The 24,186-nt window shown below is 64.1% G+C and carries 24 protein-coding genes; 14 read left to right on the top strand and 10 right to left on the bottom strand.

All coding sequences use genetic code 11. The features are described from left to right. Window positions 1-50 precede the first annotated feature (50 nt). Window positions 51-1,334: a phosphopyruvate hydratase gene (gene eno / locus ACTJK6_RS03940; RefSeq protein ID WP_009238483.1), complete on the top strand. Its 1,284-nt coding sequence runs from the start codon at window positions 51-53 to the stop codon at window positions 1,332-1,334. Between the two features lie 91 nt (window positions 1,335-1,425). Further along, entirely contained in the window at window positions 1,426-1,761 is a 336-nt protein-coding gene (ftsB, locus tag ACTJK6_RS03935) for a cell division protein FtsB (protein ID WP_012435260.1), read from the top strand. 56 nt (window positions 1,762-1,817) lie between these two features. On the opposite strand, the gene ACTJK6_RS03930 is transcribed toward ftsB, so the two are convergent. The 3 genes from ACTJK6_RS03930 to ACTJK6_RS03920 all read right to left on the bottom strand — a co-directional run bounded on the left by ACTJK6_RS03930 (window position 1,818) and on the right by ACTJK6_RS03920 (window position 3,875). Next, entirely contained in the window at window positions 1,818-2,231 is a 414-nt protein-coding gene (locus ACTJK6_RS03930) for a hypothetical protein (RefSeq protein WP_414560452.1), read from the bottom strand. Window positions 2,232-2,337: 106 nt separating this feature from the next. Beyond that, window positions 2,338-3,351: an Hsp33 family molecular chaperone HslO gene (gene hslO, locus ACTJK6_RS03925; protein ID WP_440076912.1), complete on the bottom strand. Its 1,014-nt coding sequence runs from the start codon at window positions 3,349-3,351 to the stop codon at window positions 2,338-2,340. Continuing rightward, on the bottom strand, window positions 3,348-3,875 hold the full coding sequence (locus ACTJK6_RS03920; RefSeq protein ID WP_440838386.1) for a gamma carbonic anhydrase family protein: 528 nt from the start codon (window positions 3,873-3,875) through the stop codon (window positions 3,348-3,350). The genes hslO and ACTJK6_RS03920 overlap by 4 nt, the downstream gene beginning before the upstream one ends. A 115-nt stretch (window positions 3,876-3,990) precedes the next feature. Between ACTJK6_RS03920 and ACTJK6_RS03915 the strand changes: the two genes are divergently transcribed. Further along, entirely contained in the window at window positions 3,991-4,833 is an 843-nt protein-coding gene (locus ACTJK6_RS03915; protein ID WP_440838385.1) for a ferritin-like domain-containing protein, read from the top strand. 79 nt (window positions 4,834-4,912) lie between these two features. After that, entirely contained in the window at window positions 4,913-5,830 is a 918-nt protein-coding gene (locus ACTJK6_RS03910) for an alpha/beta fold hydrolase (RefSeq protein WP_316868767.1), read from the top strand. Window positions 5,831-5,960: 130 nt separating this feature from the next. On the opposite strand, the gene ACTJK6_RS03905 is transcribed toward ACTJK6_RS03910, so the two are convergent. Next, on the bottom strand, window positions 5,961-6,506 hold the full coding sequence (locus tag ACTJK6_RS03905; RefSeq protein ID WP_322016494.1) for a DUF4166 domain-containing protein: 546 nt from the start codon (window positions 6,504-6,506) through the stop codon (window positions 5,961-5,963). Between the two features lie 8 nt (window positions 6,507-6,514). Beyond that, a complete protein-coding gene (locus ACTJK6_RS03900) occupies window positions 6,515-7,594 on the bottom strand; it encodes an NAD(P)/FAD-dependent oxidoreductase (RefSeq protein ID WP_440838384.1) in 1,080 nt (359 codons plus the stop codon). A gap of 151 nt (window positions 7,595-7,745) precedes the next feature. Here ACTJK6_RS03900 and ACTJK6_RS03895 point away from each other — a divergent pair, with 151 nt between their 5' ends. From ACTJK6_RS03895 to ACTJK6_RS03860, 8 genes are all read left to right on the top strand, one after another. After that, window positions 7,746-8,606, top strand: coding sequence for a 3',5'-nucleoside bisphosphate phosphatase (locus ACTJK6_RS03895; RefSeq protein WP_433866819.1), 861 nt, complete (start codon window positions 7,746-7,748; stop codon window positions 8,604-8,606). A 13-nt stretch (window positions 8,607-8,619) separates the two neighbouring features. Then, window positions 8,620-9,243 carry an L-threonylcarbamoyladenylate synthase gene (locus ACTJK6_RS03890; RefSeq protein ID WP_232042452.1) on the top strand — a complete coding sequence of 208 codons (624 nt, stop codon included), beginning with the start codon at window positions 8,620-8,622 and terminating at the stop codon, window positions 9,241-9,243. Window positions 9,244-9,309: 66 nt separating this feature from the next. Next, on the top strand, window positions 9,310-9,975 hold the full coding sequence (locus ACTJK6_RS03885; RefSeq protein ID WP_440838383.1) for a site-2 protease family protein: 666 nt from the start codon (window positions 9,310-9,312) through the stop codon (window positions 9,973-9,975). Window positions 9,976-9,996: 21 nt separating this feature from the next. After that, the gene (locus tag ACTJK6_RS03880; protein ID WP_232042454.1) at window positions 9,997-11,199 is read left to right on the top strand and encodes a tryptophan--tRNA ligase; all 1,203 of its coding nucleotides are present in this window, start codon (window positions 9,997-9,999) and stop codon (window positions 11,197-11,199) included. A gap of 10 nt (window positions 11,200-11,209) precedes the next feature. Further along, window positions 11,210-11,776, top strand: coding sequence for a class I SAM-dependent methyltransferase (locus tag ACTJK6_RS03875; protein WP_316868771.1), 567 nt, complete (start codon window positions 11,210-11,212; stop codon window positions 11,774-11,776). Window positions 11,777-11,894: 118 nt separating this feature from the next. Beyond that, the gene (gene dapA, locus ACTJK6_RS03870) at window positions 11,895-12,779 is read left to right on the top strand and encodes a 4-hydroxy-tetrahydrodipicolinate synthase (protein WP_024976031.1); all 885 of its coding nucleotides are present in this window, start codon (window positions 11,895-11,897) and stop codon (window positions 12,777-12,779) included. 71 nt (window positions 12,780-12,850) lie between these two features. Continuing rightward, window positions 12,851-14,047, top strand: a complete 1,197-nt coding sequence (gene bamC, locus ACTJK6_RS03865; protein ID WP_232042456.1) for an outer membrane protein assembly factor BamC — start codon at window positions 12,851-12,853, stop codon at window positions 14,045-14,047. Between the two features lie 34 nt (window positions 14,048-14,081). Next, window positions 14,082-14,867, top strand: a complete 786-nt coding sequence (locus tag ACTJK6_RS03860; RefSeq protein WP_232042457.1) for an MBL fold metallo-hydrolase — start codon at window positions 14,082-14,084, stop codon at window positions 14,865-14,867. 158 nt (window positions 14,868-15,025) lie between these two features. Here ACTJK6_RS03860 and ACTJK6_RS03855 read toward each other — a convergent pair whose 3' ends face one another. Beyond that, window positions 15,026-15,268: a hypothetical protein gene (locus tag ACTJK6_RS03855; RefSeq protein WP_037043393.1), complete on the bottom strand. Its 243-nt coding sequence runs from the start codon at window positions 15,266-15,268 to the stop codon at window positions 15,026-15,028. A 239-nt stretch (window positions 15,269-15,507) separates the two neighbouring features. Next, entirely contained in the window at window positions 15,508-16,737 is a 1,230-nt protein-coding gene (locus tag ACTJK6_RS03850) for a ribosomal protein uL16 3-hydroxylase (protein WP_440838382.1), read from the bottom strand. 11 nt (window positions 16,738-16,748) lie between these two features. Between ACTJK6_RS03850 and ACTJK6_RS03845 the strand changes: the two genes are divergently transcribed. Next, window positions 16,749-17,276 carry an FKBP-type peptidyl-prolyl cis-trans isomerase gene (locus ACTJK6_RS03845; protein WP_147213627.1) on the top strand — a complete coding sequence of 176 codons (528 nt, stop codon included), beginning with the start codon at window positions 16,749-16,751 and terminating at the stop codon, window positions 17,274-17,276. Between the two features lie 48 nt (window positions 17,277-17,324). On the opposite strand, the gene ACTJK6_RS03840 is transcribed toward ACTJK6_RS03845, so the two are convergent. The 3 genes from ACTJK6_RS03840 to ACTJK6_RS03830 form a co-directional block, all read right to left on the bottom strand. Next, window positions 17,325-18,401 carry a hypothetical protein gene (locus tag ACTJK6_RS03840; RefSeq protein ID WP_440838381.1) on the bottom strand — a complete coding sequence of 359 codons (1,077 nt, stop codon included), beginning with the start codon at window positions 18,399-18,401 and terminating at the stop codon, window positions 17,325-17,327. A 5-nt stretch (window positions 18,402-18,406) separates the two neighbouring features. Beyond that, window positions 18,407-21,055, bottom strand: coding sequence for a DNA mismatch repair protein MutS (gene mutS / locus ACTJK6_RS03835; protein WP_440838380.1), 2,649 nt, complete (start codon window positions 21,053-21,055; stop codon window positions 18,407-18,409). A gap of 96 nt (window positions 21,056-21,151) precedes the next feature. Continuing rightward, window positions 21,152-22,048 carry a LysR substrate-binding domain-containing protein gene (locus ACTJK6_RS03830; protein WP_440818241.1) on the bottom strand — a complete coding sequence of 299 codons (897 nt, stop codon included), beginning with the start codon at window positions 22,046-22,048 and terminating at the stop codon, window positions 21,152-21,154. A gap of 238 nt (window positions 22,049-22,286) precedes the next feature. On the opposite strand from ACTJK6_RS03830, the gene ACTJK6_RS03825 reads away from it, so the two are divergent. Beyond that, window positions 22,287-24,143 carry a methyl-accepting chemotaxis protein gene (locus tag ACTJK6_RS03825; RefSeq protein WP_440838379.1) on the top strand — a complete coding sequence of 619 codons (1,857 nt, stop codon included), beginning with the start codon at window positions 22,287-22,289 and terminating at the stop codon, window positions 24,141-24,143. Window positions 24,144-24,186 lie beyond the last annotated feature (43 nt).

The raw sequence follows: 24,186 nt of genomic DNA, 5'->3' as shown, positions 1-24,186 counted from the left end.
CCTGTCGACCTCGTAGCGTTACCTGCTTTAAGACACCAAGAGGGATTTTCATGAGTGCCATCGTAGATATCATCGGTCGCGAAGTGCTGGACTCGCGCGGCAACCCCACCGTCGAATGCGACGTGCTGCTGGAATCGGGCGTGATGGGCCGTGCAGCGGTGCCGTCGGGCGCATCCACCGGCTCGCGTGAAGCCATCGAACTGCGTGACGGCGACAAGTCGCGCTACCTGGGCAAGGGCGTGCTCAAGGCCGTCGAGCACATCAACACCGAAATCTCCGAGGCCATCATGGGCCTGGACGCGTCGGAACAGGCGTTCCTGGACCGCACCCTGATCGATCTGGACGGTACCGAGAACAAGAGCCGCCTGGGCGCCAACGCCATGCTGGCCGTGTCGATGGCCGTTGCCAAGGCCGCTGCCGAAGAAGCCGGCCTGCCGCTGTATCGCTACTTCGGCGGTTCGGGCGCCATGCAGATGCCGGTGCCCATGATGAACATCGTCAACGGCGGCGCACACGCCAACAACAGCCTGGACATCCAGGAATTCATGGTGATGCCGGTCGGCCAGTCGAGCTTCCGTGAAGCCCTGCGCTGCGGCGCGGAGATCTTCCACGCGCTGAAGAAGATCCTGGCTGACAAGGGCATGAGCACGGCCGTGGGCGACGAAGGCGGCTTCGCACCGAACTTCGCCAGCAACGAAGAGTGCCTGAACACCATCCTGTCGGCCATCGAGCAGGCTGGCTACAAGGCGGGTGAAGACGTGCTGCTGGCGCTCGATTGCGCCGCGTCCGAGTTCTACAAGGACGGCAAATACCACCTCGAAGGCGAAGGCCTCCAGCTGTCGTCGGAAGATTTCGCCAACTACCTGGCAAATCTGGCTGACAAGTTCCCGATCGTGTCGATCGAAGACGGCATGCACGAGAGCGACTGGGCCGGTTGGAAGGCCCTGACCGAAAAGCTCGGCAAGAAGGTGCAGCTGGTGGGCGACGATCTGTTCGTCACCAACACCAAGATCCTGAAGGAAGGCATCGAGAAGGGCATTGCCAACTCGATCCTCATCAAGATCAACCAGATCGGTACGCTGACCGAGACGTTCGCTGCCATCGAGATGGCCAAGCGCGCCGGCTACACTGCCGTGATCTCGCACCGCTCGGGCGAGACCGAAGACAGCACGATCGCCGACATCGCCGTTGGCACGAACGCCGGCCAGATCAAGACCGGCTCGCTGTCGCGCTCGGATCGCATGGCCAAGTACAACCAACTGCTGCGCATCGAAGAGGACCTCGGTGATATCGCCAGCTACCCGGGCAAGTCGGCGTTCTATAACCTGCGATAATCCCTCGCAGTTTCGCTCCGCATGACTGTGCGACCGCCGCTCTGGCGGTCGCATGGTATTTGGGGCCCGAGTACTGCCAACGCTTGTCTCTATGCGCCTGATTACGCTGTTCCTGCTGCTGTTGCTGCTTGCTATCCAGTACCCGCTTTGGCTGGGCAAGGGCGGCTGGCTGCGCGTGTGGGATATGCAGAAGCAGGTGACGGCGCAGAATCAGCGCAACGCTGAACTGAAGCAGCGCAACACCAAGCTTGAAGGCGAGGTGAAGGATTTGAAGGAAGGCACGGGCGCCATTGAAGAGCGCGCGCGCTATGAACTGGGGATGGTGAAAGACGACGAAGGCTTCGTGCAGTTCGTCGCGCCGGCCCCGAAAACCAGCGAAACTCCGCTACCTCCGCCCCCTCCGGCGGGCCAGCAGGCGCATCACTGAGTCTGCTATGCGACGCGTCCTGCAGACGCGATCGCCTTCAGGGCAACTTCCGGGATTTACCAGTAGTACGGATAGCCCCACACGGGCGCCCCGTAGCTGACGCCCCAGCCGCCACGGTGGTGCCATCCGCTGCCGTAATACACCGAATACCCCCCGTAGTACGGATACGGCGCGTAGTACGGCGTGGCTGCATAGGCGCGCGCTTCTGCGTCGCGTCGGATGGCCTGATCCGATTCGCGCAGCGCCTTGGCGTTCAGCGCATCCAGCTTCTTGCGATCTTCGGCCGACAGCGGCGCCGGTGCCGCGGCCTGCGTATCGTCCGACAGCCGGGCGGTGTAGGGCATGCCGCCCGGGCCACGCGGGACGGCAACGCAGGCCGACGCCAGCAGCGCCGCCGCAAGCGGCAACGCCAGCGCGCCGGCGCGAGAAAAATTCAACGATCGCAAGGGCGAGGAAATGAGCTTAAACATGGTGCGCTCCGCAGCAAGCGGCAGATGAAGAATCTGGCGATTTAGAGCGTGGCCGGCACCGATAAGTGCCGCGCGCCACGCGCACTTCATACTATGTCGCTTGTATTCAGTGACGCTGCTCGGACGCGCTCTGGATGCCTTGCGCGACGGTCTCTTGTGCGAAGAGTTGCGCACAATCCACAGCGTCGAAGCTGTAATGCTGGCCGCAGAATTCACAGTCGATTTCTACCTTGCCGCGCTCTTCCAGAATGCTGTCGACCTCGGGTTGACCCAGCGTGCGCAGCATGGAGCCCACGCGCAGTCGAGAGCACGAGCACCGGAAACGCGGGCTCTGCGGCTCGAACATGCGGATGCCGGCCGCTTCCATTTCTTCCCAGTACAGGCGCTTGATGAGCGTGTCGATCGGCTGCTCGAGCAGTTCGTCGCGGCGCAGCGTCTTGCCCAACTGGCAAACGCGTTCCCACGTGTCGAGGTCTTGCTCCTGCACGTCCTGGTGCAGCGGCTGGCCCGTCTCACCAACCTGCGCGGGTACATGGCCCGTGCGGCCTTCCATGGCTCCCCCATATGAAGGCAAGCGTTGCAGCAACATGCCCGACGCGACCTTGTTGTCAGCCGCCAGCCACAGGCGCGTGTCGAGCTGCTCGGAGCTTTGCATGTAGTGCTCAAGCACTTCGGTGATGGTGGCGAGCGGCCCGTTCTCGTCCGACAGCGGCACGATGCCCTGATACGGCTGCTGGCCGGGCAGCTTGTCCTGCGGATCGAGCGTGATGGCGAAGCGCCCGTTGCCGTGCACGTTGACCATGGCGGCCAGCGTGGCGTCGTCGGCAATCTCTGCGCCTTCGGCAATCTTGGCGGTGGCGCGCATCGACAGGTCGGAGTTGCACTCGACGACCAGCATGTGTACCGGGCCGTCGCCGTGCAGTTGCATGACGAGCGCGCCGTTGAACTTCAGATTGGCAGACAGCAGTGCGGCCGCGGCCATCATCTCGCCCAGCAGCGTGCTGACTGGGGCGGGGTAGCGGCGGCGGCTCAGCACCTCTTGCCACGTTCCTTCCAGGCGCACCAGTTCACCGCGCACAGGCGCGGCGTCGAATACAAATTTCTTCAGCTCGTCAGTCATCCATCGATCCGTTTCAGTTGCTGCTTGTACATCGCCTGTCGCACCGCATACGTTTCGGTGTTCAGGTGCATCTTGGCGATGTCGTCTTCCGTCAGTTTGCGTACGGCCTTCGCAGGCGCGCCCAGAATGAGTGTGCCGTCTTCGAAGACCTTGCCCTCCGTCACGATCGCACCCGCACCTACCAGGCAGTTCTTGCCGATCACCGCGCGATTGAGCACCACCGCCTGGATGCCGATCAGCGAGCCTTCGCCGATCGTGCAGCCATGCAGCATGGCTTGGTGGCCGATCGTTACGCGGTCGCCGATGTCCAGCGGGCAGCCCGGGTCGGTGTGCAGCACCGAACCTTCCTGCACGTTGCTGGCCTCGCCCACGGTAATCGGCTCGTTGTCGCCGCGGATGACGGCGCCGGGCCACACGCTTGCGCGTGCTTTCAGCTCCACGCGCCCGATGACGGTCGCTTCGGGGGCCACATAGGCATTGGCGTCAATGGTCGGTGCAACATCGCCGAGTTGGTAGAGGGCCATGCGATCGGTCTCCAGAATCTGCGTAAATGGGGGAAAAGGGCGCGTCTTCAAGCTTGCCGGGCAAGGCAAGCCGACGCGTCGAATTAAAATGGCGGAAAGTCCAAATTGTACGCTGATGACCGCTCCGCAGCCTTGCCCCAAAACGCCTTCCGACACGCTGCGCCATGCTGCCTTGGCGGCCCTGTGTCTCACAGATCCAGCCAGCAAGGTGGACGCCACGCTGCATCTGGGCGAGCGCGCCAAGTGCGCCGACGACGCGAGCTGGGGTATTGACGAAGCCATTGCAGCACCCGAAAGCGGAGTCCCGGGCCGCCCAGACGCGCCGGTGCTCGTGCCGCCTTCCGAGGTTCCGCGCCGTCGTGCGATCGATACGCCACGGGGCCGGGGCGCGTTACTGCACGCGCTCGCGCACATCGAATTCAATGCCATCAACCTTGCGCTCGACGCCGTGTGGCGTTTTGCGGCGATGCCCGTGGCGTTCTACCAAGACTGGGCGCGCGTGGCGGCGGAAGAGGCGACGCACTTTTCGTTGCTTGCCGCCCATCTGGCAACGCTCGATTGCCGCTACGGCGATCACCCCGCCCACGACGGCTTGTGGCAGATGACGGAGAAAACCGCCGCCGATCCGCTCGCGCGCATGGCGCTGGTGCCGCGCACGCTGGAGGCGCGCGGGCTCGACGCCTCGCCGCCGATCCGCGCCAAGCTCGCCCAGGCGGGCGATATGGCCGCTGCGGGCATCCTCGACATCATCCTGCGGGACGAGATCGGCCACGTGGCGGTCGGCAACCGCTGGTACCGTTGGCTCTGCGAGCGCGCGGGGCTGGACCCAGTGCCGACGTATCGCAAGCTGGCCGAGCAATACGGTGCGCCGCGTTTGCGCGGGCCATTCAACCTGGAGGCGCGCCGCCAGGCCGGTTTCGACAACGACGAAATTGCCGCGCTGGAAGCCTCGTTCTAAGCGCCACGGCGTTGCCCATCCGCCGCTATAATCCCTAGAAAAAGAACGATCGTTCGATTTCTATTCGGTGACGGAAACCATGGACTCCACCACGCAGCCTGCCGCACGTCAGGCCTCAAGTTCGACATATTTGCCCGTGCGCGGTCTGCGCTACCACATCCGCGAATGGGGCGAGCCGGGGGCGCCCATCCTCTTCCTGTTTCATGGCTGGATGGATGTGTCGGCATCGTTCCAGTTTCTGGTCGATGCGCTGCGCGAGCGCTGGCATATCGTGGCACCGGATTGGCGCGGCTACGGCCAGTCTGCCCGGCCGACCGATGCGCCAGGTGTGGAAAGCTACTGGTTTGCCGATTACGTGGCGGACCTCGAAGCCATCATTGATCACTATCAGCCGGAGGGCCAGGTGACACTGGTCGGGCACAGCCTGGGCGCCAACGTGGTTTGCCTGTACGCGGGTATCCGGCCCGAGCGCGTGCGGCGCGTGGTGGATCTGGAGGGCTTCGGCATGTCGGCGTCGAAGGCATCGCAGGCGCCGCGCCGTTATGCGCGTTGGCTCGACGAGCTGAAGGACAAGCCGCGCCTGAACACCTACGCTACCGTTGAAGACGTCGCCGCGCGCCTGCAGAAGACCAACCCGCGCCTGCCGGCCGACAAGGCGGCATTTCTGGCGCAGCACTGGTCGAGCCAAAACGCCGAAGGGCGCTGGGAGATCCTTGGTGACCCTGCGCACAAGATCATCAATCCGCAGCTTTATCGGCTGGATGAGGTGATGGAAATCTGGCGCCGTGTTGCCGCGCCCGTGCTGCACGTCGAGGCCGTCGATTCGCCCACGCTGAAGGCGATCGCGGGCGACGTGCCGCTGGCCGAGTTCAAGACGCGCTTTGCGGCGTTTCCTGATTTCCGTGAGGTGCTGATTGCAGACGCGGGGCACATGCTCCATCACGATCAGCCGGAGCAGGTGGCCGCGCTGATTGAAGCGTTCTGCTTGCAGCGCTGAGCGGCAGGCTCGATGAAGAAACCGCTGTGCTGCGCCGGGCGTCGGCAGCATGCGCGGGTCGCGCGGCGCTTTCATGCTACGCACGGCCGTCTCGCGCGAAGAGCACGGTAGATGGCACGGTAGACAACGATCATTCGTGCTCCAACGTCGCCAGGTCGAGATAGCCTCGATACGCCGCGACCACGCCCAGTAACGGCACGCTGGCGCGTATGTTGAAGTGGAAGCGGTCACCGTCGCCGGATTCCTCGGCCAATACGGCCGGCCGCAGCCATGCTGGGCAGGGGATACCGAGGAAGCGCAAGCCTTGCAGGCGCATTTGCAACACACCGTGCTCTGCTTCGAGCGCAAAGAACAGACGCACCGCGCCGAGCCGCTCCGTGAGGCGCCCATGCCGCAGCGACAAGGTTGAGCGCATCGTGTGTCGGGGAAAATCGCGCGTCCAGGTTTCTTCCATGGCGGCGGTTTGGAGCGTGACCCGGATCGGGCCACGCGTCGGTGTCCGTGGCGTGCGAATGCACCATGCAAGCACCCGTGCGAGGCGCGAGGCGGGCGGTTCTGTTTCGACCTCGCCGTGCAGGGTCACCACGCCGGTCATTCGGTGGAATGTCTGCACGGCCGGCGCCAGTTCCGCATATCGCGCGCCAAGCACAGTTTCGTAGAGCGACGGCGCGCGCATGCGAGACCTTATTCCGCCGTTACATGCAGCTTCGTCTGCAGCCCCGCATCGTTGCTCGAATGCGTATGCACGAGCGTCTTATCCGGATTCGCGTAGCGGTATGCCCGGCGCAGCGCCATCGCCACCTCATGGAAGCCCGACAGAATCAGCTTCTGCTTGTTCGGATACAGCGCGATATCGCCTGCGGCGAACACCCCGGGGCGCGACGTCTCATACGCCGTCGTTTCGACAGTGATGCGGCCCGCGCGCATCTCAACGCCCCAGTTGGCAATGGGCCCAGGCTCGGAAACCAGCCCATACAGCGCGATCAGTTCGTCGCAGGGCAGTACGGTTTCGCCGTCGCGCCCGCGGATGGCCGCGCCGGTGAGCGTGCCGTCGGGCGTGCTGTCCAGGCGCGAAATCATGCCGAGCACAAAATCCATTTCGCCGGCGGCGACGGCGGCGCGCATTTCAGCGACGCTCGCATCGGCGGCGCGAAAGCCCTCTCGCCGATGGACCAGCGTCACGCGTGCGGCCACCTTACGCAACGCGAGCGCCCAGTCGAGTGCGGAATCGCCGCCGCCTGCGATCACCACGCGCTTGCCCGCAAAGCGCGCGGTGTCGCGCACGGCATAGTGCAGATGGCGACCTTCCAGCGCGGCCGCTTCAGGCAAGGCCACGCGTTGTGGGGTGAACGCGCCGTTGCCCGCCGTGATGAGTACGGCGGCGCAGTCGAACACGTCGCCGGCGCTGGTGGTGACGCGAAAGCGCTGGCCGTGCCCGCTTTCCAGCGTTTCGACGGTTTCGGCGCGGCGTCCGCAGAGGATGGGGTAGTTGAACGGCGCGCACTGGGCCATCAGCCGGTCGACGAGTTCCTGAGCTGTGCACGAGACCAGCGCCGGGATGTCGTAGATCGGTTTTTCCGGGTACAGCTCCGTGCATTGGCCGCCCGGGCGGTCCAATGCGTCCACCAGCACACACGACATGCCCAGCACGCCGGCCTGGAAGGCTGCAAATAGGCCCACCGGCCCCGCGCCCACGACGAGCACGTCGATGCGTTGCTCCAAGGGCTGAGGGAGATCGGCGGGGGCTGTGGCGGCGGAAGTCATGGCAAAGCGTCGAGGACGAAACAATGCGACCACTATAGCCCGCAGCAAGCGCCTCGCCGTGAACACCGCCACGGGCAGTCGGGTCTTCCGAATGCCGATCTTTAGTGGGGTGAGGCCCCCCGGTTGCGCGACGCAGCAGTAAAATGGCGAAATGCCAAACCTCTCCGCCGCCTCCGCCCGAAATGCCGATCTGCACTGCCATTCCACGGTGTCGGACGGCATGCTTGCACCGCACGAAGTGGCCGCCCGTGCTGCTGCGCACGGTGTGACGCTCTGGGCATTGACCGACCACGACGAAGTGGGCGGGCAGGCCGCCGCGCGCGAGGCCGCAGCGGCGCTGGGCATGGATTACCTGTCGGGCGTAGAGATTTCCGTGACCTGGGCGGGGCGCACGCTGCACATCGTCGGCCTGGGTATCGACCCGGATAACGCCGATCTGGTGCAGGGGCTGGAGCGAACACGCTCCGGTCGCTGCGCGCGTGCTGAAGACATCAGCGCCGCGCTGGCCAAGCTCGGCATCGAAGGCGCCTACGAAGGTGCATTGCGCTACGCCGGCAATCCCGACATGGTCTCGCGCACCCATTTCGCCCGCTTTCTGGTCGAGCATGGACACTGCCGCGACATCCACGAAGTGTTTGACCGCTACCTGGGCGACGGCAAGCCGGGCTACGTGCCGCATCGCTGGGCGCGTCTGGCCGATGCGATCAACTGGATCAAGGGCGCGGGTGGGGTCGCGGTGATGGCGCATCCAGGACGCTACACGCTGTCGCTTGTCGAGCACGGCGCGCTGTTTGATGAATTCAAGGCGCTAGGCGGAGAGGGCGTCGAGGTCATCACCGGCAGCCATACGCCCGACCAATACGCGCTGTACGCCGACGTGGCCCGCCGTTACGGCCTGATGGCGTCGCGTGGTTCAGATTTCCATGGCCCGGGCGAGGGCCGTGTCGAACTCGGCACGCTGCCGCCGCTGCCTGACAACCTGACGCCGGTGTGGAACCGGTGGATGTCCTGAGCGCGCGGCTGCCATGTCCCAGTTCTTCCAGATTCATCCGACTACGCCGCAAGGGCGCTTGGTTCGCCAGGCCGTGGAGATTATCCGTGCCGGTGGCCTTGTCGCGCTGCCCACAGATTCCTGCTACGCACTCGCCTGCCATCTTGACGACAAATCGGCCGTCGAGCGCCTGCGCCGCGTTCGTGGCATCGACGAAAAGCATCACCTCACGCTGATGTGCCGTGACCTTTCCGAGCTGGCCACGTTTGCGCGCGTCGACAACAAGCAGTACCGCGTGCTGAAGGCGGCCACGCCGGGGCCGTTCGTCTTCTTGCTGGAGGCGACCAAGGAGGTGCCGCGCCGGCTTTCGCATCCGTCGCGCAAGACCATCGGCCTGCGCGTACCGGAACACGCGATCCCCCTGGCGCTGATGGCAGAACTGGGTGAGCCGTTGCTCTCCGCCACGCTGCAACTGCCCGGCGATGACGAGCCGCTCAATGAGGCCGAGACCATTCGGGATCGGCTTGAAAAGCAGCTTGAACTCGTCATCGACGGCGGCCCGGCCCCGGCCGAACCCACCACCGTCATCGACCTGACGAGCGGCGAGCCCGAACTCGTACGCCGCGGCCGGGGCGATCCGGCCCGCGTGGGCCTGTAGGCGAGCGTTTGGTGCGCGCTTCGGTGGCGTCGTGCCGAGGCGCGCGCTTGCTACAATAGCCCGCCTATGGACCCCACACTGATCCAAAACATCGCGGTTTACGCGATTCCCGTCCTGTTTGCCATCACGCTGCATGAGGCGGCGCATGGCTATGTCGCCAAGCATTTCGGCGACGATACGGCCTATGTCATGGGCCGCATCAGCATCAATCCGCTGCGGCACATCGATCCGATCGGCACGATTGCGATGCCGCTGCTGCTGTATTTCGCCACCAAGGGCGCGTTTGTGTTCGGCTATGCCAAGCCGGTGCCCGTGCGCTTCGGTCGTCTGCGTGATCCGCGCTGGCATGGCATGTGGGTGGCGCTGGCCGGGCCCGCTACCAACTTTGTCCAGGCGATCTCCTGGGGCGTGCTGGCAGTTGCGTTCGCGGTGGGCGGCGTGAACGAGCCGTTTCTGATTGGCATGGCGCGCGCTGGCATTCTGGTCAATATGGTGATGGCGGCGTTCAACATGTTTCCGCTGCCGCCGCTTGATGGCGGGCGCGTGCTGGCGGCACTCCTGCCGCCTCGGCTGGCGCTTGGCCTCTCGCGCATCGAACCGTTCGGTTTCTTCATCGTGATGGCACTGATCATTTCCAACGTCATCACCAATGTCTGGATGCGCCCGATCATGGCGCTGCTGTTTCAACTGCTGCAGTGGATCCTGAGTCCGCTGCAGATGCTGTTTTCCTGAGTCTTCAACTCCATTTCCCACATGTTTCCTGACCGCGTTCTCTCCGGCATGCGTCCGACCGGTGCTCTGCACCTGGGGCATTACCACGGCGTCCTGAAAAACTGGGTTCGGCTGCAAGCCGAGTACCCATGCTTCTTCTTCGTCGCCGACTGGCATGCGCTGACCACGCACTACGAGTCGCCTGAGGTGATCGCGGAATCGGTGTGGGAAATGTTGATTGACTGGCTGGCTGCCGGCGTCGATCCCACCCAGGCCACGCTGTTCATCCAGAGCCGTGTGCCCGAGCACGCAGAGCTGTTCCTACTGCTCTCGATGGGCACACCGCTGGGCTGGCTTGAACGCGTGCCGACGTACAAGGATCAGATCGAGAAGCTCAAGGAGAAAGACCTCTCCACCTATGGCTTCCTCGGCTACCCGTTGCTGCAGGCCGCGGACATCCTGATTTACCGCGCTGGCTTCGTCCCCGTGGGTGAAGACCAGGTGCCGCACGTCGAGATGACGCGCGAAGTTGCCCGCCGCTTCAACTACCTCTATGGTCGTGAACCGGGCTTCGAAGAGAAGGCGCTGGAAGCGGCCAAGAAGCTCGGCGGCAAGCGCGCCAAGCTGTATCTGGAACTGCGCACGGCCTACCAGGAGCGCGGCGAAGACGAAGCCCTGGAGCAGGCCCGCGCGCTGCTGGCCGAGTCGCAGAGCCTCTCGATGGGCGACCGCGAACGCCTGTTTGGTTACCTGGAAGGCGCCCGCAAGATCATCCTGCCCGAGCCGCAGGTGCTGCTGACCGAGGCGTCGCGCATGCCGGGTCTTGATGGCCAGAAGATGTCCAAGTCGTACGGCAACACGATCCGCATGCGCGAGGACAAGGAAACTGTCGAGAAAAAGGTTCGCACCATGCCGACCGATCCGGCCCGTGTGCGCCGCACCGATCCGGGCGACCCGGACAAGTGCCCGGTCTGGCAACTGCACCAGGTCTACTCCGACGCCGACACGAAAGAGTGGGTGCAGAAGGGCTGCCGCAGCGCCGGCATCGGCTGCCTGGAGTGCAAGCAGCCTGTGATCGAGGGCATTCTGCGCGAACAACAGCCGATGCTCGAACGCGCCCAGAAATACATGGACGATCCGTCGCTGCTGCGCGCCATCATCGCCGATGGCTGTGATAACGCGCGCAAGGTCACGCAAGAGACCATGCGCGAGGTGCGCGAGGCGATGGGTCTGACGTATAGCTGATGGGCCGTTGATGTCTGCTGTCGCATTGGATCCGCACACGCTTGCTGCGCCGTCACCGTGGGTGGCACGGTGGGCGGCTGAACTACCGGCCGGCGCCTCCGTGCTGGATGTGGCTTGCGGCAGCGGCCGCCACGCACGTTGGCTTGCTGGACGCGGCCTGCAAGTGACGGGCATCGATCGTGACGCGGCAGCGCTTTCGGGCCTCGCGGGCATCGCCCAAACCATCGTCGCCGACATCGAAGGAAACCCGTGGCCGTTGCCCGCGGGGGCCACTTTCGATGCCGTTGTGGTCACGAATTACTTGCATCGACCGCTCTGGCCGCGCTTGCTTGCGTCCGTCGCGCCGGGCGGCCGCCTGATCTACGAAACCTTCGCCATCGGAAACGAAACCGTCGGGAAGCCGTCCAATCCGGCATTCCTGCTGGCGCCGGGCGAATTGCTCGATGCCGTGCGCGGCCAACTGCGGGTGATCGGCTATGAGGACGGCTTCCTCGTAGCGCCCCGAGAAGCTTACGTGCAGCGGGTTTGCGCGGTTCGCGAGCCGGCCGGGTCGGTTGCGCCGCGCTACGCACTTTGAAGTTGCTGAGGACGGCGGCTTACCCGTCTCTTGGCGGGTCCCAGATGTGGCGAATCCGTTCTGACGATCCGGTACAATCCGACTGTTTACGTTCACGTTTTTGTCTGCTTTCGAAACCATGATCCAGATTTCCGGCAGTCTCGTCGCCATCGTCACGCCCATGCACGAGGACGGCAGCCTTGATTTTCCGTCCCTGCGCAAGCTCATCGACTGGCACATCGCCGAAGGCACCGACGGCATCGTGATCGTCGGCACCAGCGGCGAATCGCCGACCGTGTCGGTGGAAGAGCACCGTGAGCTGATCCGCGTGGCGGTCGAGCAGGCCAACAAGCGCATCCCCATCATTGCGGGTACCGGCGGCAACTCCACGACCGAGGCCGTCGAGCTGACGGCCTATGCCAAGCAAGTGGGCGCCGATGCCTCCCTCCAGGTCGTGCCGTACTACAACAAGCCGACGCAGGAAGGGATGTACCTGCACTTCCGCAAGGTGGCCGAGTCGGTGGATCTGCCGGTCATTCTGTACAACGTGCCGGGTCGCACGGTGGCCGATATGACGGTCGAAACCATGCTGCGTCTGGCCGAAGTGCCGGGCGTCATCGGCGTGAAGGAAGCCACCGGCAACATCGACCGCGCGGCGCACCTCATCAAAGGCGCGCCGGCCTCGTTCAAGATTTATAGCGGGGATGACCCGACGGCCATCGCGCTGATGCTGCTGGGCGGCCACGGCAACATTTCCGTGACAGCCAACGTGGCGCCGCGTGCCATGCACGAACTGTGCGCGGCTGCCATGCGTGGTGACGTGGAAACGGCTCGCCGCATTCACATGCAATTGCTGTCGGTGCACAAGAACCTGTTCGTCGAGTCGAATCCGATTCCCGTCAAGTGGGCTCTCCAGGCCATGGGCAAGATGGAAGGTGGCATCCGCCTGCCGTTGACGCCGCTGGCACCCCAGTATCACGAGGTTGTGCGCGCATCCCTGAAGGATGCCGGGCTGCTCTCCTGATTGTTTCAAGGCCCCTTCCAGACGCTTCTGGGCCCTTAAGCCATCGTTCTCATCTGAAGGATCGCAAGTCAATGAAACTGCACCAAACCCGTCGCGGGGCTGTGGCGACGTCCGCTCAACTGTTGCTGGCCGCGCTGTCGGTTGCCCTGATTTCCGGTTGCGATACCGTCAATGAGGCGATGCAGCCGGACCGCATCGATTACAAATCGCAGGCCAAGAAGGGCCCGACGCTTGAAATCCCGCCCGACCTGACCGGCATCCAGGCTGATCGCCGCTATGCCGCGCCGGACACGGGCACGACCACGCTGTCGGCCTACACGTCGACGGCGCCCAAGGTAACGACGCCTGGCTCGGGCACCGACAACGTGCTGCCGGCCGTGTCCGACATGCGCATCGAGCGCGATGGCAATCAGCGCTGGCTGGTCGTGAAGACCACGCCGGATGCTCTGTGGCCGCAATTGCGCACCTTCTGGCAAGAGCTGGGTTTCCTGCTGGTGATCGATTCGCCCGAGACCGGCATCATGGAAACCGACTGGGCCGAGAACCGCGCGAAGATTCCGCAGGACATCATCCGCCGCACTGTCGGCAAGGTGTTCGATGGTCTGTACTCGACGTCGGAACGCGACAAGTTCCGCACTCGCATCGAGAAGGGCCCGAATGGCACGGTCGAGGTCTACATCTCGCACCGCGGTGCGCAGGAACAACTGGTCGGTTCGTCCAAGGACCAGACTGTGTGGACACCGCGTCCGGCCGATCCCGAACTCGAAGCCGAATTCCTCTCGCGCCTGATGCAGCGTCTGGGTGCCAGCAAGGAAGCCGCACAGCAGAAGCTTGCACAAACGCAGGCTGCGCATCCGGTGCAAGACGGCACGAAGGCTGAACCGGCCCCGCGTACCGGCCCGTCGCTGCTGACGCAATCGAATGGCCAGCCGGTTCTCCAGGTGCCGGAGCCTTTTGATCGCGCCTGGCGTACCGTGGGTCTGGCGCTGGACCGCGTGAACTTCACCGTGGATGATCGCGACCGCTCGCAAGGCGTGTACTTCGTCCGCTACGCCGATACGCGCGCCGAAGCCAACGCACCTGGCTTCTTCTCGCGCCTGTTCTCGGGCACGAAGATCGAAGACCTCAAGCGCGCCAAGCGTTACCGTGTGGTGGTGAAGGACGCAGGCACGTCGTCGACGGTGCTGGTGCAGAACGACGATGGCTCCGCGCAGACCGGCGACATCGGCAAGCGCATCCTGTCGCTGCTCGACGAGCAACTGCGGTAATCGGCATCATGCAGTACGGCTGCCTGGGTGGGCGATGACACTGAGATTCGCCAGCCTTGGCAGCGGCAGTGAAGGGAATGCGCTGCTCGTCGAATCCGCGAGCGGAGCGACGTGCACGCGCATTCTGCTGGATTGCGGATTCGGTATCCGCGAGACTGTGAGGCGGCTCGAACGCCTGGGCTGTACGCCCGAATCCCTCAATGCCATCCTCGTCACGCACGAGCATAGCGATCACGTTGGCAGCGCCTATGCGTTTGCCGCCAAATTCAATATTCCCGTCTGGACCAGCCACGGCACGTATCGCGCCACGGAAAACCTGCGCGGCGCTGACCGTGCGGCCGTGCGTTTCTGCCGCGCCGACGATATGTTCTGTGTTGGCGATCTGCAAATCTTGCCGTACACCGTGCCGCACGACGCGCGCGAACCACTGCAGTTTGTTTTCGATGACGGTGCGCGGCGCCTGGGGGTGCTTACCGATGCCGGCATGTTGACGGAATACCTCTGCACCCACCTGACGGGCATGCACGCCCTCGTGCTCGAATGCAATCACGACCGGGAGATGCTGGCCAATTCAGCCTATCCCTGGTCATTGAAGCGTCGTATCGGTGGGGATTTTGGCCACCTGGCCAATGACATTGCCGCCGCGATCCTCACTCGCGTGCGCCATGACGCCTTGCATACTGTCGTGGCCGCGCATCTGTCCAAGCAGAACAACACACCGCTATTGGCAGCTGAGGCGATCGCAGTGCCGCTGGGTGCCAGCGTTGGAGACGTGCCGATCGCGGATCAGGAAGAAGGGTTGCCCTGGCGCACCGTTTGAGTGCGGCAGGACCGATCGGAGCGCTTTGTAAGATTCAGAAACAACTTTGAATAACAGAGGGCCAGCGCGACTGCTGCCCGGATGCTCGAGCGCCAGTTTGCGCCCATAAAAAAAAGCCGACCCGAAGGTCGGCTTTTTTTGTCTCGCGAGAAACGCGATTATTGCTTGGCAGCCGGAGCCGAAGCAGCAGCGTCCGAAGCAGCCGGAGCAGCAGCGGCGTCCGAAGCGGCCGGGGCAGCCGGAGCAGCAGCAGCGTCCGAAGCAGCCGGAGCGGCCGGAGCAGCAGCGGCCGGAGCCGAGGCTTCCGGAGCAGCAGCCGGAGCAGCAGCTTCTTCCTTCTTACCGCAAGCAGCCAGAGCCACAGCAGCCATCAGCGAGGCGATCAGGAGAGACTTTTTCATTTTTTCGATCCTTAAACTGAATATGGAAAGCGGACAACAAAAAGGGCGATGAATAATTACCGGTAATTATCGCTCAGGTACTACACCTTCTTCTCTGCTGGCAGCCAAGCCGCACGAGGGCTGCTCGGCCTGCAAGCTAGCGTCGGATTATAGCGACCTTTACCTACCCTGTGTAGCCGAGTCGGGGCTGACGCACGTGCGATTCAGACGCTTTTGTAACGATCTGTTTCAATGCGGAATCATCGCTGTGCGGGGCCACCCAGCCTCAGCCAGCCTTCTTCGTACCATGCATGCAGCGTATCCATCAGATCCGGCAACCCGGCCGCCGCATCGACGGATGCCGCGCTCGCACGACGGGCGTCCGCCAACGCGGAAAGCCACGCAAGCAACGTTCCCGAAGGCTCGAACGTATCGGCGTTGATCCAGAATCGGTGCGCGTCATACAGCGCCTGCGTGCGCGCGTCGAGCACGATGCCTTCCTTGCGTGCCCGGGCTGTGAAACGGGCGAGCGGCAAACGGGGCTGCGTGACGAAGTCGACGTGATCCTTGGGCTCGGAAAGGTACGCGCCTAGGAACTCGCCGACGAGTTCAGGCGTCCAGCGCAACGCATTGAGTTTCTGGGCGAGGGCCTTGACCATGGCAGCCGGCAGTTCGCCGGGGTGCGCGGTGGGTTTTTGCTCGGGATCGGCGTACCGGCCTTCGAAGTTGGGATCGTCTTCCAGCGTTTGCGACAGGAAGCCCAGGAAGTGGCCGGCCAGTTCACGGTACGAGGGCGAGCGGAATCCGATGGAGTACGTCATGCAGTCTCCCTCGGCCACGCCATCGTGTGCGTAGTGCGGGGGCAGATACAGCATGTCGCCTGGCTCGAGCACAAATTCCTCTTCAGGTTGGAAGTTGGCCAGGATTTTGAGCGGCAGATCGGGCACGAGCGTGAGATCGTCCTGGGCGGAAATGCGCCAGCGGCGTTTGCCGTGGGCCTGCAACAGGAACACATCGTACGAATCGAAGTGCGGGCCGACTCCGCCGCCGTCGGTGGCGAAGCTGATCATCACGTCATCGAGCCGCGCGTCCGGAATGAACCTGAAGCGCTGCATGAGCGCTTCAACCGCCGGCTCGACGAGGTTTGCGCCTTGCACAAGCACCGACCAGTTGCGCGTCTTGCGTGAAGGCAGCGGGCGTTCGTCGAAGGGGCCGTGGTTGAACGACCAGCGCCCGCGCGATTGCGCGATCAGGCGGGACTCCACGTCAGGGCGCTCCGCCAGGGCAAGGACACGTTCGGGAGATAGCGGAAAGTGCAGTGCACGCATCTCTTCCGGGGAAAGTGCCTGCCGGATCAGCAGAGGCTTTTTCTGCCAGTGCGTGCGCATGAAATCGCGCGGCGACAGCCCGCCGAGGAGTTGCGCCGGGCGCTCGAGCGGAAGAGCGGGTTGGACGCCGCCATCGGCAGCGTATAATGGGACTTCGTTCATGGAGTGCGCAATTGAAAATCGCGAAGAATACGGTGGTGTCGGTGGCTTACAAACTGTCCGACGCGCAGGGCAACGTCATCGAGGAATCCGATGAGCCGATGGTGTATTTGCACGGCGGCTATGATGGCACGTTCCCCAAAATCGAGGAAGCGCTGGACGGCCAGGAGCAAGGCTTTGAGACCAAACTGCAGCTCGAGCCGGACGACGCCTTCGGTGACTACGATCAAGAGCTGATCAAGATCGAGCCGCGTGATCGCTTTCCGGAACCGCTTGAAGTCGGCATGCAGTTCGAGGGCGTGCCCGAAGATGGCGACGAGGAAGACGCCATCGTCTACACCGTCACCGACGTGGCGGAAGACAAGGTTGTTTTGGACGGCAATCACCCGCTGGCCGGCATGGCGCTGCGCTTCGAGCTGAAGGTCACGGAAGTTCGTGAAGCCACGGCTGAAGAAATCGAGCACGGCCATGTGCACGGTGAAAACGGCCTTGAAGTGGTGGACGAGGACGAAGACGACGACAAGCCGCACACGCTGCACTGATCGGCAAGTCCATCGAGATGCAAGAACGGGAGCTTCGGCTCCCGTTTTTTATTGCACCGGCGCTGGCGTGATTTCCGGCGCCGGGGCAGGGGTGTTGTCGAGGCGACGGCTGCGGAGATGAAACAGCGGCGAGTGGCCTGGTGTGACGGACACTTCCAGCCAGCGATCCAGCACTGGCGAACCATAGGTCCGGGCGCGCATCACGTGCGAGTCCGGGCGGCCGTTTTCGTCCTTGAGCGGACGGTCGAGCATGAAAGTCTGGCTGGCGCCGTGGATCAGGAGGACGGCGCCGTCGTAATCGCGCGTGAGCGTTCGCAACTGGCGCTTCAGTGCGAGGTAGCCGTCATGCGAGCGCCGCCGAAGCAAGCCGTCGAACAGGTTAGGCGCACGACGCCGTTCCCATCCGTCTTCAAAGAGCGGGTCGGCCTGCATCATGATCACCACGCCGGCCATCTTGCGTTGGCGCGCGACGGCAAAGGCGCGTGCTAACCATTGGCGATTGGCTTCGAGGCGATCTTCGTATTCGCCGTTGCGTCCGCCTGCGATCTTGTAGTTGTTGTTGTCGCCGGGCACGTTGAGGGTGACGAAGAGCACGTCGTTCATCGTCCAGCGTGTGTTTTCGCGGTAGCTGCGGAACTTGGCCTGATCGGACTGGCGCATGACGGTCATGGCGCGCTGGCCGAGCGTGTTGTCGTCCGGGTAGAACAGCTCGCGCAGGCGCAACAGGCGCTCCACCGGGTCGAAGCCGCCGGCGGCGGGGCGTTGGCAGTCGCTCCAGTCGTGGTCGCCCGGGATGTAGATGACCGGGGCGATCAGGCTGTCGAGCAGGTCATGACGTGCTTCGAGCAGCGTGTCGGAGCACGATTCATCCCGGCCCTTGAGGTTGCCCAGATGGACGACAAAGGCCGGATGTTCGGCGTCGATGGCGTCCAGTAATGCATGCGCAGGGGCGACATCTTCAGCGCGCTCGGGCACATTGCCGATCACCGTGAAGGTGAAGGCGGCCGGCGCGTCAGTTGCAGGCTTCGTGCTCTTTGACGCGGCGGGCGCAGCCATCGGCAGCAGCATCGCCAACGTTATGGCGATGCATTGGAGCGTGCGGAAAGCTGCGCCGGGCCGGATCATCGGAATCAGGCGGATGGGCTTGCCAGCGCCTTGAGGCGGTACAACGCGTCGAGCGCCTCGCGCGGCGTCATGTCGTCAGGGTTGATTCCGGCGAGCGCATCCGTCAGCGCGCTGTCGGGGGCTTCATCGCTGGCATCGTCTTCGTCGTCGATGGGCGTTTCGGCGGCGAGTGCGAACAGGTCGAGCTGGGGCGTGGCGCCGGTGTCGGCGGAATGCTGCTCCAGCCAGGCGAGCCGTTTGCGCGCGGCACGAATGACCGGCTGCGGCACCCCGGCCAACTGCGCGACCTGCAACCCGTAGCTTTGGCTGGCCGGACCTTCCTGCACGGCATGCAGAAAAACGATGCCGTCACCGTGTTCGACGGCGGAGAGGTGCACGTTGGCGGCCTGTGCAAACTCCTGCGGCAGTTGCGTCAGCTCGAAATAGTGCGTGGCGAATAGCGTGTGGCTGCGGTTGTGCGACAGCAGGTGGCGCGCAATTGCCCAGGCGAGCGCCAGACCATCAAACGTGCTCGTGCCGCGGCCGATTTCGTCCATCAGCACCAGGCTGTTGGGCGTGGCGCGGTGCAGGATGGCAGCGGCTTCGGTCATCTCAACCATGAAGGTCGAGCGCCCGCCCGCCAGATCGTCGGCCGCGCCGATGCGCGTGAAGATGCGGTCGATCGGTCCGATGACTGCTGCTTCCGCCGGCACAAACGCGCCCACGTAGGCGAGCAGCACGGCCAGCGCGGTTTGCCGCATGAAGGTCGATTTACCACCCATGTTGGGGCCCGTGATCAGCAGCAGCTTGCGCGCCTCCTGCAGCACGCAGTCGTTGGCGACGAACTGTTCGACTTGTTGTTCGACCACCGGATGGCGTGCGCGGGTCAGTTCAATGCCGGGTGCATCCGTCAGCATGGGACGCGACCACGACAGCGCATGCGCACGCTCGGCCAGCGTCGCGAGCACATCGGCCTGGGCCAGCGCGGCGGCAATGCGCTTGAACTCGGCCAGATGCGGCAGCAGCTTCTGTAGCAGTTCCTCATAGAGCAGCTTTTCGCGCGACAGCGCGCGGTCTTGCGCCGACAAGGCCTTGTCTTCAAACGCCTTCAACTCGGGCGTGATGTAGCGCTCGGCGTTCTTCAGCGTCTGGCGACGCCGGTAATCGTCGGGCACCTTGGCGGCCTGGCCATTGGTGACTTCGATGTAGAAGCCGTGCACGCGGTTGTACTCGACCCGCAGATTGGCGATGCCGGTGCGCTCGCGCTCGCGGGCTTCCAGATCGACGAGAAACTGGCCACAGTTTTCAGAGATATCGCGCAGCTCATCGAGGTCTGGGTCGTAGCCTCGGGCGATGACGCCGCCGTCACGCACCATGGCTGCGGGCTCAGCCATCACGGCGCTCTGGAGCAGGGCGTGGGCGTCTTCGGGCAGGGTGAGCGCGGCGTACAGCTCGGCGAGCAGCGGCGCGGCATCGCTTTGAGGCAGCTCTTCGCGAATCTCAGGCAGGCGTGCGAGCGTGTCACGCAACGATGACAGGTCGCGCGGGCGCGCCGACAGCAACGCCAGTCGCCCGGTAATGCGCTCCACATCCGAGAGCGTGCGCAGCGTCGCACGCAACGTTTGCCAATCGCTGCCGAGCAGCACTTCGATCGCCTGCTGCCGTGCTTGCGGCACTGCGCGATTCCGCAGCGGATGATGCAGCCAGTGGCGCAGCAGACGGCTGCCCATGCTGGTCGCGCAGGTGTCCAGCAGCGAGAACAGCGTCGGCGATTCCTGCCCACGCAGCGTCTCGGTCAACTCCAGGTTGCGGCGCGTGGCGGTGTCCAGGCCGATGAATTCGCTCTCATGCTCGACGGTCAAGCCGATCACGTGGCGCAGCGATTGGCCTTGCGTGGCCGCAGCGTAATTGAGCAGCGCGCCGGCAGCCGCCAGTGCGGCCGTCAACGTTTCCGCACCGAAAGCAACGAGGCTCGCCACACCGAGTTGTTCGCGCAGGCGGCGGGTGCCGGCATCCACGTCGAAGTGCCAATCGGGCAGGCGCGTGCGGGCAACATCCACCTGGATGGTGTTCAGCGTTGCATCGTCGGCCAGCACTTCAGCAGGGCGGATGCGCTCGAGTTCGCGGTCGAGCTGGTCGGGGCTGCACTCCATCACGCGCAGTTCGCCGCCGACCAGGTTGAGCCACGCCAGACCGATCAGCGGTGCTGAGCCACGCTTGCCCGGTAAGTGCGCGATGGCCAGTAGGTGATTGTTGACCTTGTCGGAGAGCAGCGCGGCGTCTGTCAACGTGCCGGGTGTGACGACGCGCACGACCTTGCGCTCGACCGGCCCCTTGGTCGTGGCCGGATCCCCGATCTGCTCGCAGATCGCAACGGATTCGCCCAGCTTGACGAGCTTGGCGAGGTATTGCTCCGCAGCGTGGAACGGGATGCCCGCCATGCGGATCGGATGCCCGTTGGAGCTGCCGCGTGCGGTGAGCGTGATATCGAGCAGGCGCGAGGCTTTTTCGGCGTCTTCAAAGAAGAGCTCGTAGAAGTCGCCCATGCGATAGAAGACAAGCGTGTCTGGATGCCCAGCCTTCAAGCGAAGGTACTGTTGCATCATTGGAGTGTGCTTGTCGAAGGGGCCGTATTTCGGGTCGATCTCCAGAACCGGAGCGGAGTGTTCAGCCATGAGTACCAATGCGCAGCGCGCGGCCCGATGTCATGCGATTAGGCCGCGCGCGGAAGGTGTTGAATCGTGCAATTGTTGCACACCCGCGAGGGCGCATCACCGCACATCGTCGGTGAGCCTGGCTTCCAAAAAGTCGAGAAAGCACGCAATCCGCGAAGCCAGCTGCGTGTTGCGGTAGTACACCGCGTGAATCGGCTGCAGCACCTCGACCGTGGCATCCGGCAGCACCTGCACAAGATCGCCGGCGCGGCGGTCTTCAGCGGTCATGAAGTCGGCCAGACAGACGATGCCCGCGCCTTGCAGGGCGAGCTGGCGCAGGGTTTCACCGCTTGATGCTTTGAGCGTGGGTTCGATGCGCAGGCGGTCGCCGTGCGGGCCGCGCAGGGGCCAGAAATTGAGCGATTCCGGCTGCGCGAAGCCGAGCAGGGCGTGCTTCTGCAGGTCTTCCAGGTTGCGTGGCCGCCCGTGCGCTTTCAGATAGGCGGGGCTTGCCAGAACACGCAGCCGCCGCGTGCCGAGCAGACGCGCACGCAGGGTGGAATCGCGCAGCGTGCCGATGCGGATCGCCACGTCGGTGTCTTCCTCCAGCAGGTCGATGATCAGGTCGTTGGTGTTCAGTTCCAGCTCGATCTGCGGATACTGTGCGCGGAAGTCCGGCACCAGCGGCGCCACCACATGCAGCATGAAAGGCATGGCAGCGTTGACGCGCAGGCGGCCGGCTGGCTGCTGGCGGCGCAGGGCGATCTGCTCCTCGGCCTCATCGACGGCGGCGAGGATCCTGCGCGCCTGCGCCAGAAATGTCGCGCCCTCGTCAGTAAGTGACAGCCGCCGCGTTGTGCGCGAGAGCAGGGTGGTGTCCAGCTTCTCTTCCAGGCGGCGCAGCGCCCGGCTCACACCCGACACAGTCTGGCCGAGCTGCTCCGCAGCGGCCGTGACGGAGCCCGTATCGACCACCGTGCGGAAGGCGAGCAGTTCTTCGAGCGTGGTTTTCATCGTCGATTGTCAATTCCAAATCAAAAGAATTCTGACCAATGTAGCGTGATTTGCAAAGATCAATCGCCGCCCTCGTCGTCGTGGGAAGGCCGAAATGCCGCGCAGCCGCTCGGCGCGCGGGTATGCGCCCTCAAGATTGGGGCCCTGCGTGCCGATAGACCATCCGGACCCCTAAAACCATAGTGGAATCGCATTTGCGCAAACGACGCCTCGCGGTTCCGCATCCGGAGACTCTGGAATGAGCAAGCTCAGCTTTCGCCAAAAGCTTTGGCTGCCGTTGGTCATCAGCCTTGTCGCGCTGACCTTGATCTCGGTATTCAACGCGTATCAGGCGCGCGAGATCCGCGTGGAGGAGCGCAAGAACAACCTCGTCAGCGTGACGACCATGGCCATGAACCTGGTCAAGCAGTACGACGACCTGACGAAGAACGGTACGTTGACCAAAGACGCCGCGCAGAAGGAGGCAATCGACCGCTTCAAGGCGCTGCGCTACGACAAGGACGGCTACTTCACCATCACCAGCTCCAACAACGTAGTGGTGATGCACCCGATCAAGCCGGAGTTCGTCGGCAAGGACCAATCCGGCTTCAAGGATGCGCAGGGCAATGCGGTCTACATGGGCCTGACCAATGCGGCCAAGGATCCCAAGGGCGGATTCACCAGCTATGTCTGGCCTAAGGTCGGCGGCACGGAGCCGGTGCCCAAGACGGCGTTCGCGATGCGCTATGAGCCGTGGGACTGGGTCTTCTCGACCGGCGTCTACATGGACGACATCAATGCCGCGTTCATGACTTCGCTGTACCAGACGGGCGGCCTGCTGGTGCTGGTGGCCGGTTTGCTTGTATTGCTGGGCGGCATCGCGAACCGTGGCCTGCAGCGCACGCTCGGCGGGGACCCTTCCTACGCGGCGGATGTGGCAAATCGCATCGCCGGCGGTGACCTGACGGTCGAAATTGCCACCCGTGCCGATGACAACCACAGCCTGCTCTACGCCATGAGCCGCATGCGCGGCGCGCTGGTGCAGACCATCGGCCGCATCAAGGGCGCCTCGGAAACCATTGGCACCGCCACGCGCGAGATCGCCAGCGGCAACCTCGATCTGTCGTCGCGCACCGAACAGCAGGCCAGCTCGCTCGAAGAAACGGCTTCTGCCATGGAACAGCTGATGTCGACGGTGCAGCAGAATGCCGACAACGCTCAGCAGGCCAACCAACTGGCGGCGTCCGCCTCGGATGTGGCCGTGCGCGGCGGCGATGTGGTGACGCGCGTGGTGGAGACGATGGGCTCGATCAACGCGTCGTCGCGCAAGATCGTCGACATCATCGGCGTGATTGATGGCATTGCCTTCCAAACCAACATCCTCGCGCTGAATGCCGCGGTGGAAGCGGCCCGTGCCGGTGAGCAGGGCCGTGGCTTTGCGGTGGTGGCCGGTGAAGTGCGCAGCCTCGCGCAGCGCAGCGCCGCTGCCGCCAAGGAGATCAAGGCGCTCATCGACGATTCCGTTGTCAACGTGGATGCAGGTAGCGCGCTGGTGGAAGAGGCGGGTACGACGATGCGCGAAATCGTTGCGAGCGTGAAGCGCGTGACCGACATCGTTGGCGAGATTTCGTCGGCCAGCCAGGAACAGCGCTCGGGGATCGAAGAAGTGAGCCACGCCGTCACGCAGCTTGACGACGCCACGCAGCAGAACGCCGCGTTGGTGGAACAAGCCGCCGCAGCCGCGCAATCGCTCGAAGAGCAGGCGGTGAGTCTGACGCAGGTGGTGGCGCAATTCCGCCTCGACGCGCATGCGCTGCGTGCTCCCGCCATGGTGGCCAAGGTTGAGCCAGTTGTTGCGCCGGTCAAATCAATCGCAGTTGCAGCGCCGGGAGCGCCCAAGGATGAGGCGCCGCGCCGCGGGGCAGCCAAACCGAGCACCGATGCGGCCAAGCCCAGGCTGACGTCGCGCAAGCCGCCTGTGCTGCGCAAGGCGGCGGCCAAGCCGGTCGACCGAGCCGAGACGAGTGCGCCCGCACCGGCGGTGATACCGGCAAGCCTGACCAAAGCGAAGCCGCTGGTGGCCGCAGGAGACGATTCGGACTGGGAAACGTTCTGACCTGCGACCGACTTTCACCTCGTTGACTTCACGCACGCAATCG

The sequence above is a fragment of the Ralstonia sp. 22086 genome, from assembly GCF_052045975.1.
Taxonomy (GTDB): Bacteria; Pseudomonadota; Gammaproteobacteria; order Burkholderiales; family Burkholderiaceae; genus Ralstonia; species Ralstonia wenshanensis.
Note: the sequence above shows the minus strand (reverse complement) of the source record. Positions and strands in the feature narration are given on the sequence as shown.

Coding starts and splice junctions, on each gene's coding strand:
- ACTJK6_RS03920 (WP_440838386.1), bottom strand. CDS start 3,875: ATGGCCCTCTACCAACTCGGCGATGTTGCACCGACCATTGACGCCAAT.
- ACTJK6_RS03850 (WP_440838382.1), bottom strand. CDS start 16,737: ATGAACGAAGTCCCATTATACGCTGCCGATGGCGGCGTCCAACCCGCT.
- ACTJK6_RS03890 (WP_232042452.1), top strand. CDS start 8,620: ATGTCCCAGTTCTTCCAGATTCATCCGACTACGCCGCAAGGGCGCTTG.
- hslO (WP_440076912.1), bottom strand. CDS start 3,351: ATGACTGACGAGCTGAAGAAATTTGTATTCGACGCCGCGCCTGTGCGC.
- eno (WP_009238483.1), top strand. CDS start 51: ATGAGTGCCATCGTAGATATCATCGGTCGCGAAGTGCTGGACTCGCGC.
- ACTJK6_RS03905 (WP_322016494.1), bottom strand. CDS start 6,506: ATGCGCGCGCCGTCGCTCTACGAAACTGTGCTTGGCGCGCGATATGCG.
- ACTJK6_RS03880 (WP_232042454.1), top strand. CDS start 9,997: ATGTTTCCTGACCGCGTTCTCTCCGGCATGCGTCCGACCGGTGCTCTG.
- ACTJK6_RS03910 (WP_316868767.1), top strand. CDS start 4,913: ATGGACTCCACCACGCAGCCTGCCGCACGTCAGGCCTCAAGTTCGACA.
- ACTJK6_RS03875 (WP_316868771.1), top strand. CDS start 11,210: ATGTCTGCTGTCGCATTGGATCCGCACACGCTTGCTGCGCCGTCACCG.
- mutS (WP_440838380.1), bottom strand. CDS start 21,055: ATGGCTGAACACTCCGCTCCGGTTCTGGAGATCGACCCGAAATACGGC.
- ACTJK6_RS03855 (WP_037043393.1), bottom strand. CDS start 15,268: ATGAAAAAGTCTCTCCTGATCGCCTCGCTGATGGCTGCTGTGGCTCTG.
- ACTJK6_RS03895 (WP_433866819.1), top strand. CDS start 7,746: ATGCCAAACCTCTCCGCCGCCTCCGCCCGAAATGCCGATCTGCACTGC.
- ACTJK6_RS03830 (WP_440818241.1), bottom strand. CDS start 22,048: ATGAAAACCACGCTCGAAGAACTGCTCGCCTTCCGCACGGTGGTCGAT.
- ACTJK6_RS03900 (WP_440838384.1), bottom strand. CDS start 7,594: ATGACTTCCGCCGCCACAGCCCCCGCCGATCTCCCTCAGCCCTTGGAG.
- ACTJK6_RS03860 (WP_232042457.1), top strand. CDS start 14,082: ATGACACTGAGATTCGCCAGCCTTGGCAGCGGCAGTGAAGGGAATGCG.
- dapA (WP_024976031.1), top strand. CDS start 11,895: ATGATCCAGATTTCCGGCAGTCTCGTCGCCATCGTCACGCCCATGCAC.
- ACTJK6_RS03930 (WP_414560452.1), bottom strand. CDS start 2,231: ATGTTTAAGCTCATTTCCTCGCCCTTGCGATCGTTGAATTTTTCTCGC.
- bamC (WP_232042456.1), top strand. CDS start 12,851: ATGAAACTGCACCAAACCCGTCGCGGGGCTGTGGCGACGTCCGCTCAA.
- ACTJK6_RS03885 (WP_440838383.1), top strand. CDS start 9,310: ATGGACCCCACACTGATCCAAAACATCGCGGTTTACGCGATTCCCGTC.
- ACTJK6_RS03840 (WP_440838381.1), bottom strand. CDS start 18,401: ATGATCCGGCCCGGCGCAGCTTTCCGCACGCTCCAATGCATCGCCATA.
- ACTJK6_RS03915 (WP_440838385.1), top strand. CDS start 3,991: ATGACCGCTCCGCAGCCTTGCCCCAAAACGCCTTCCGACACGCTGCGC.
- ftsB (WP_012435260.1), top strand. CDS start 1,426: ATGCGCCTGATTACGCTGTTCCTGCTGCTGTTGCTGCTTGCTATCCAG.
- ACTJK6_RS03825 (WP_440838379.1), top strand. CDS start 22,287: ATGAGCAAGCTCAGCTTTCGCCAAAAGCTTTGGCTGCCGTTGGTCATC.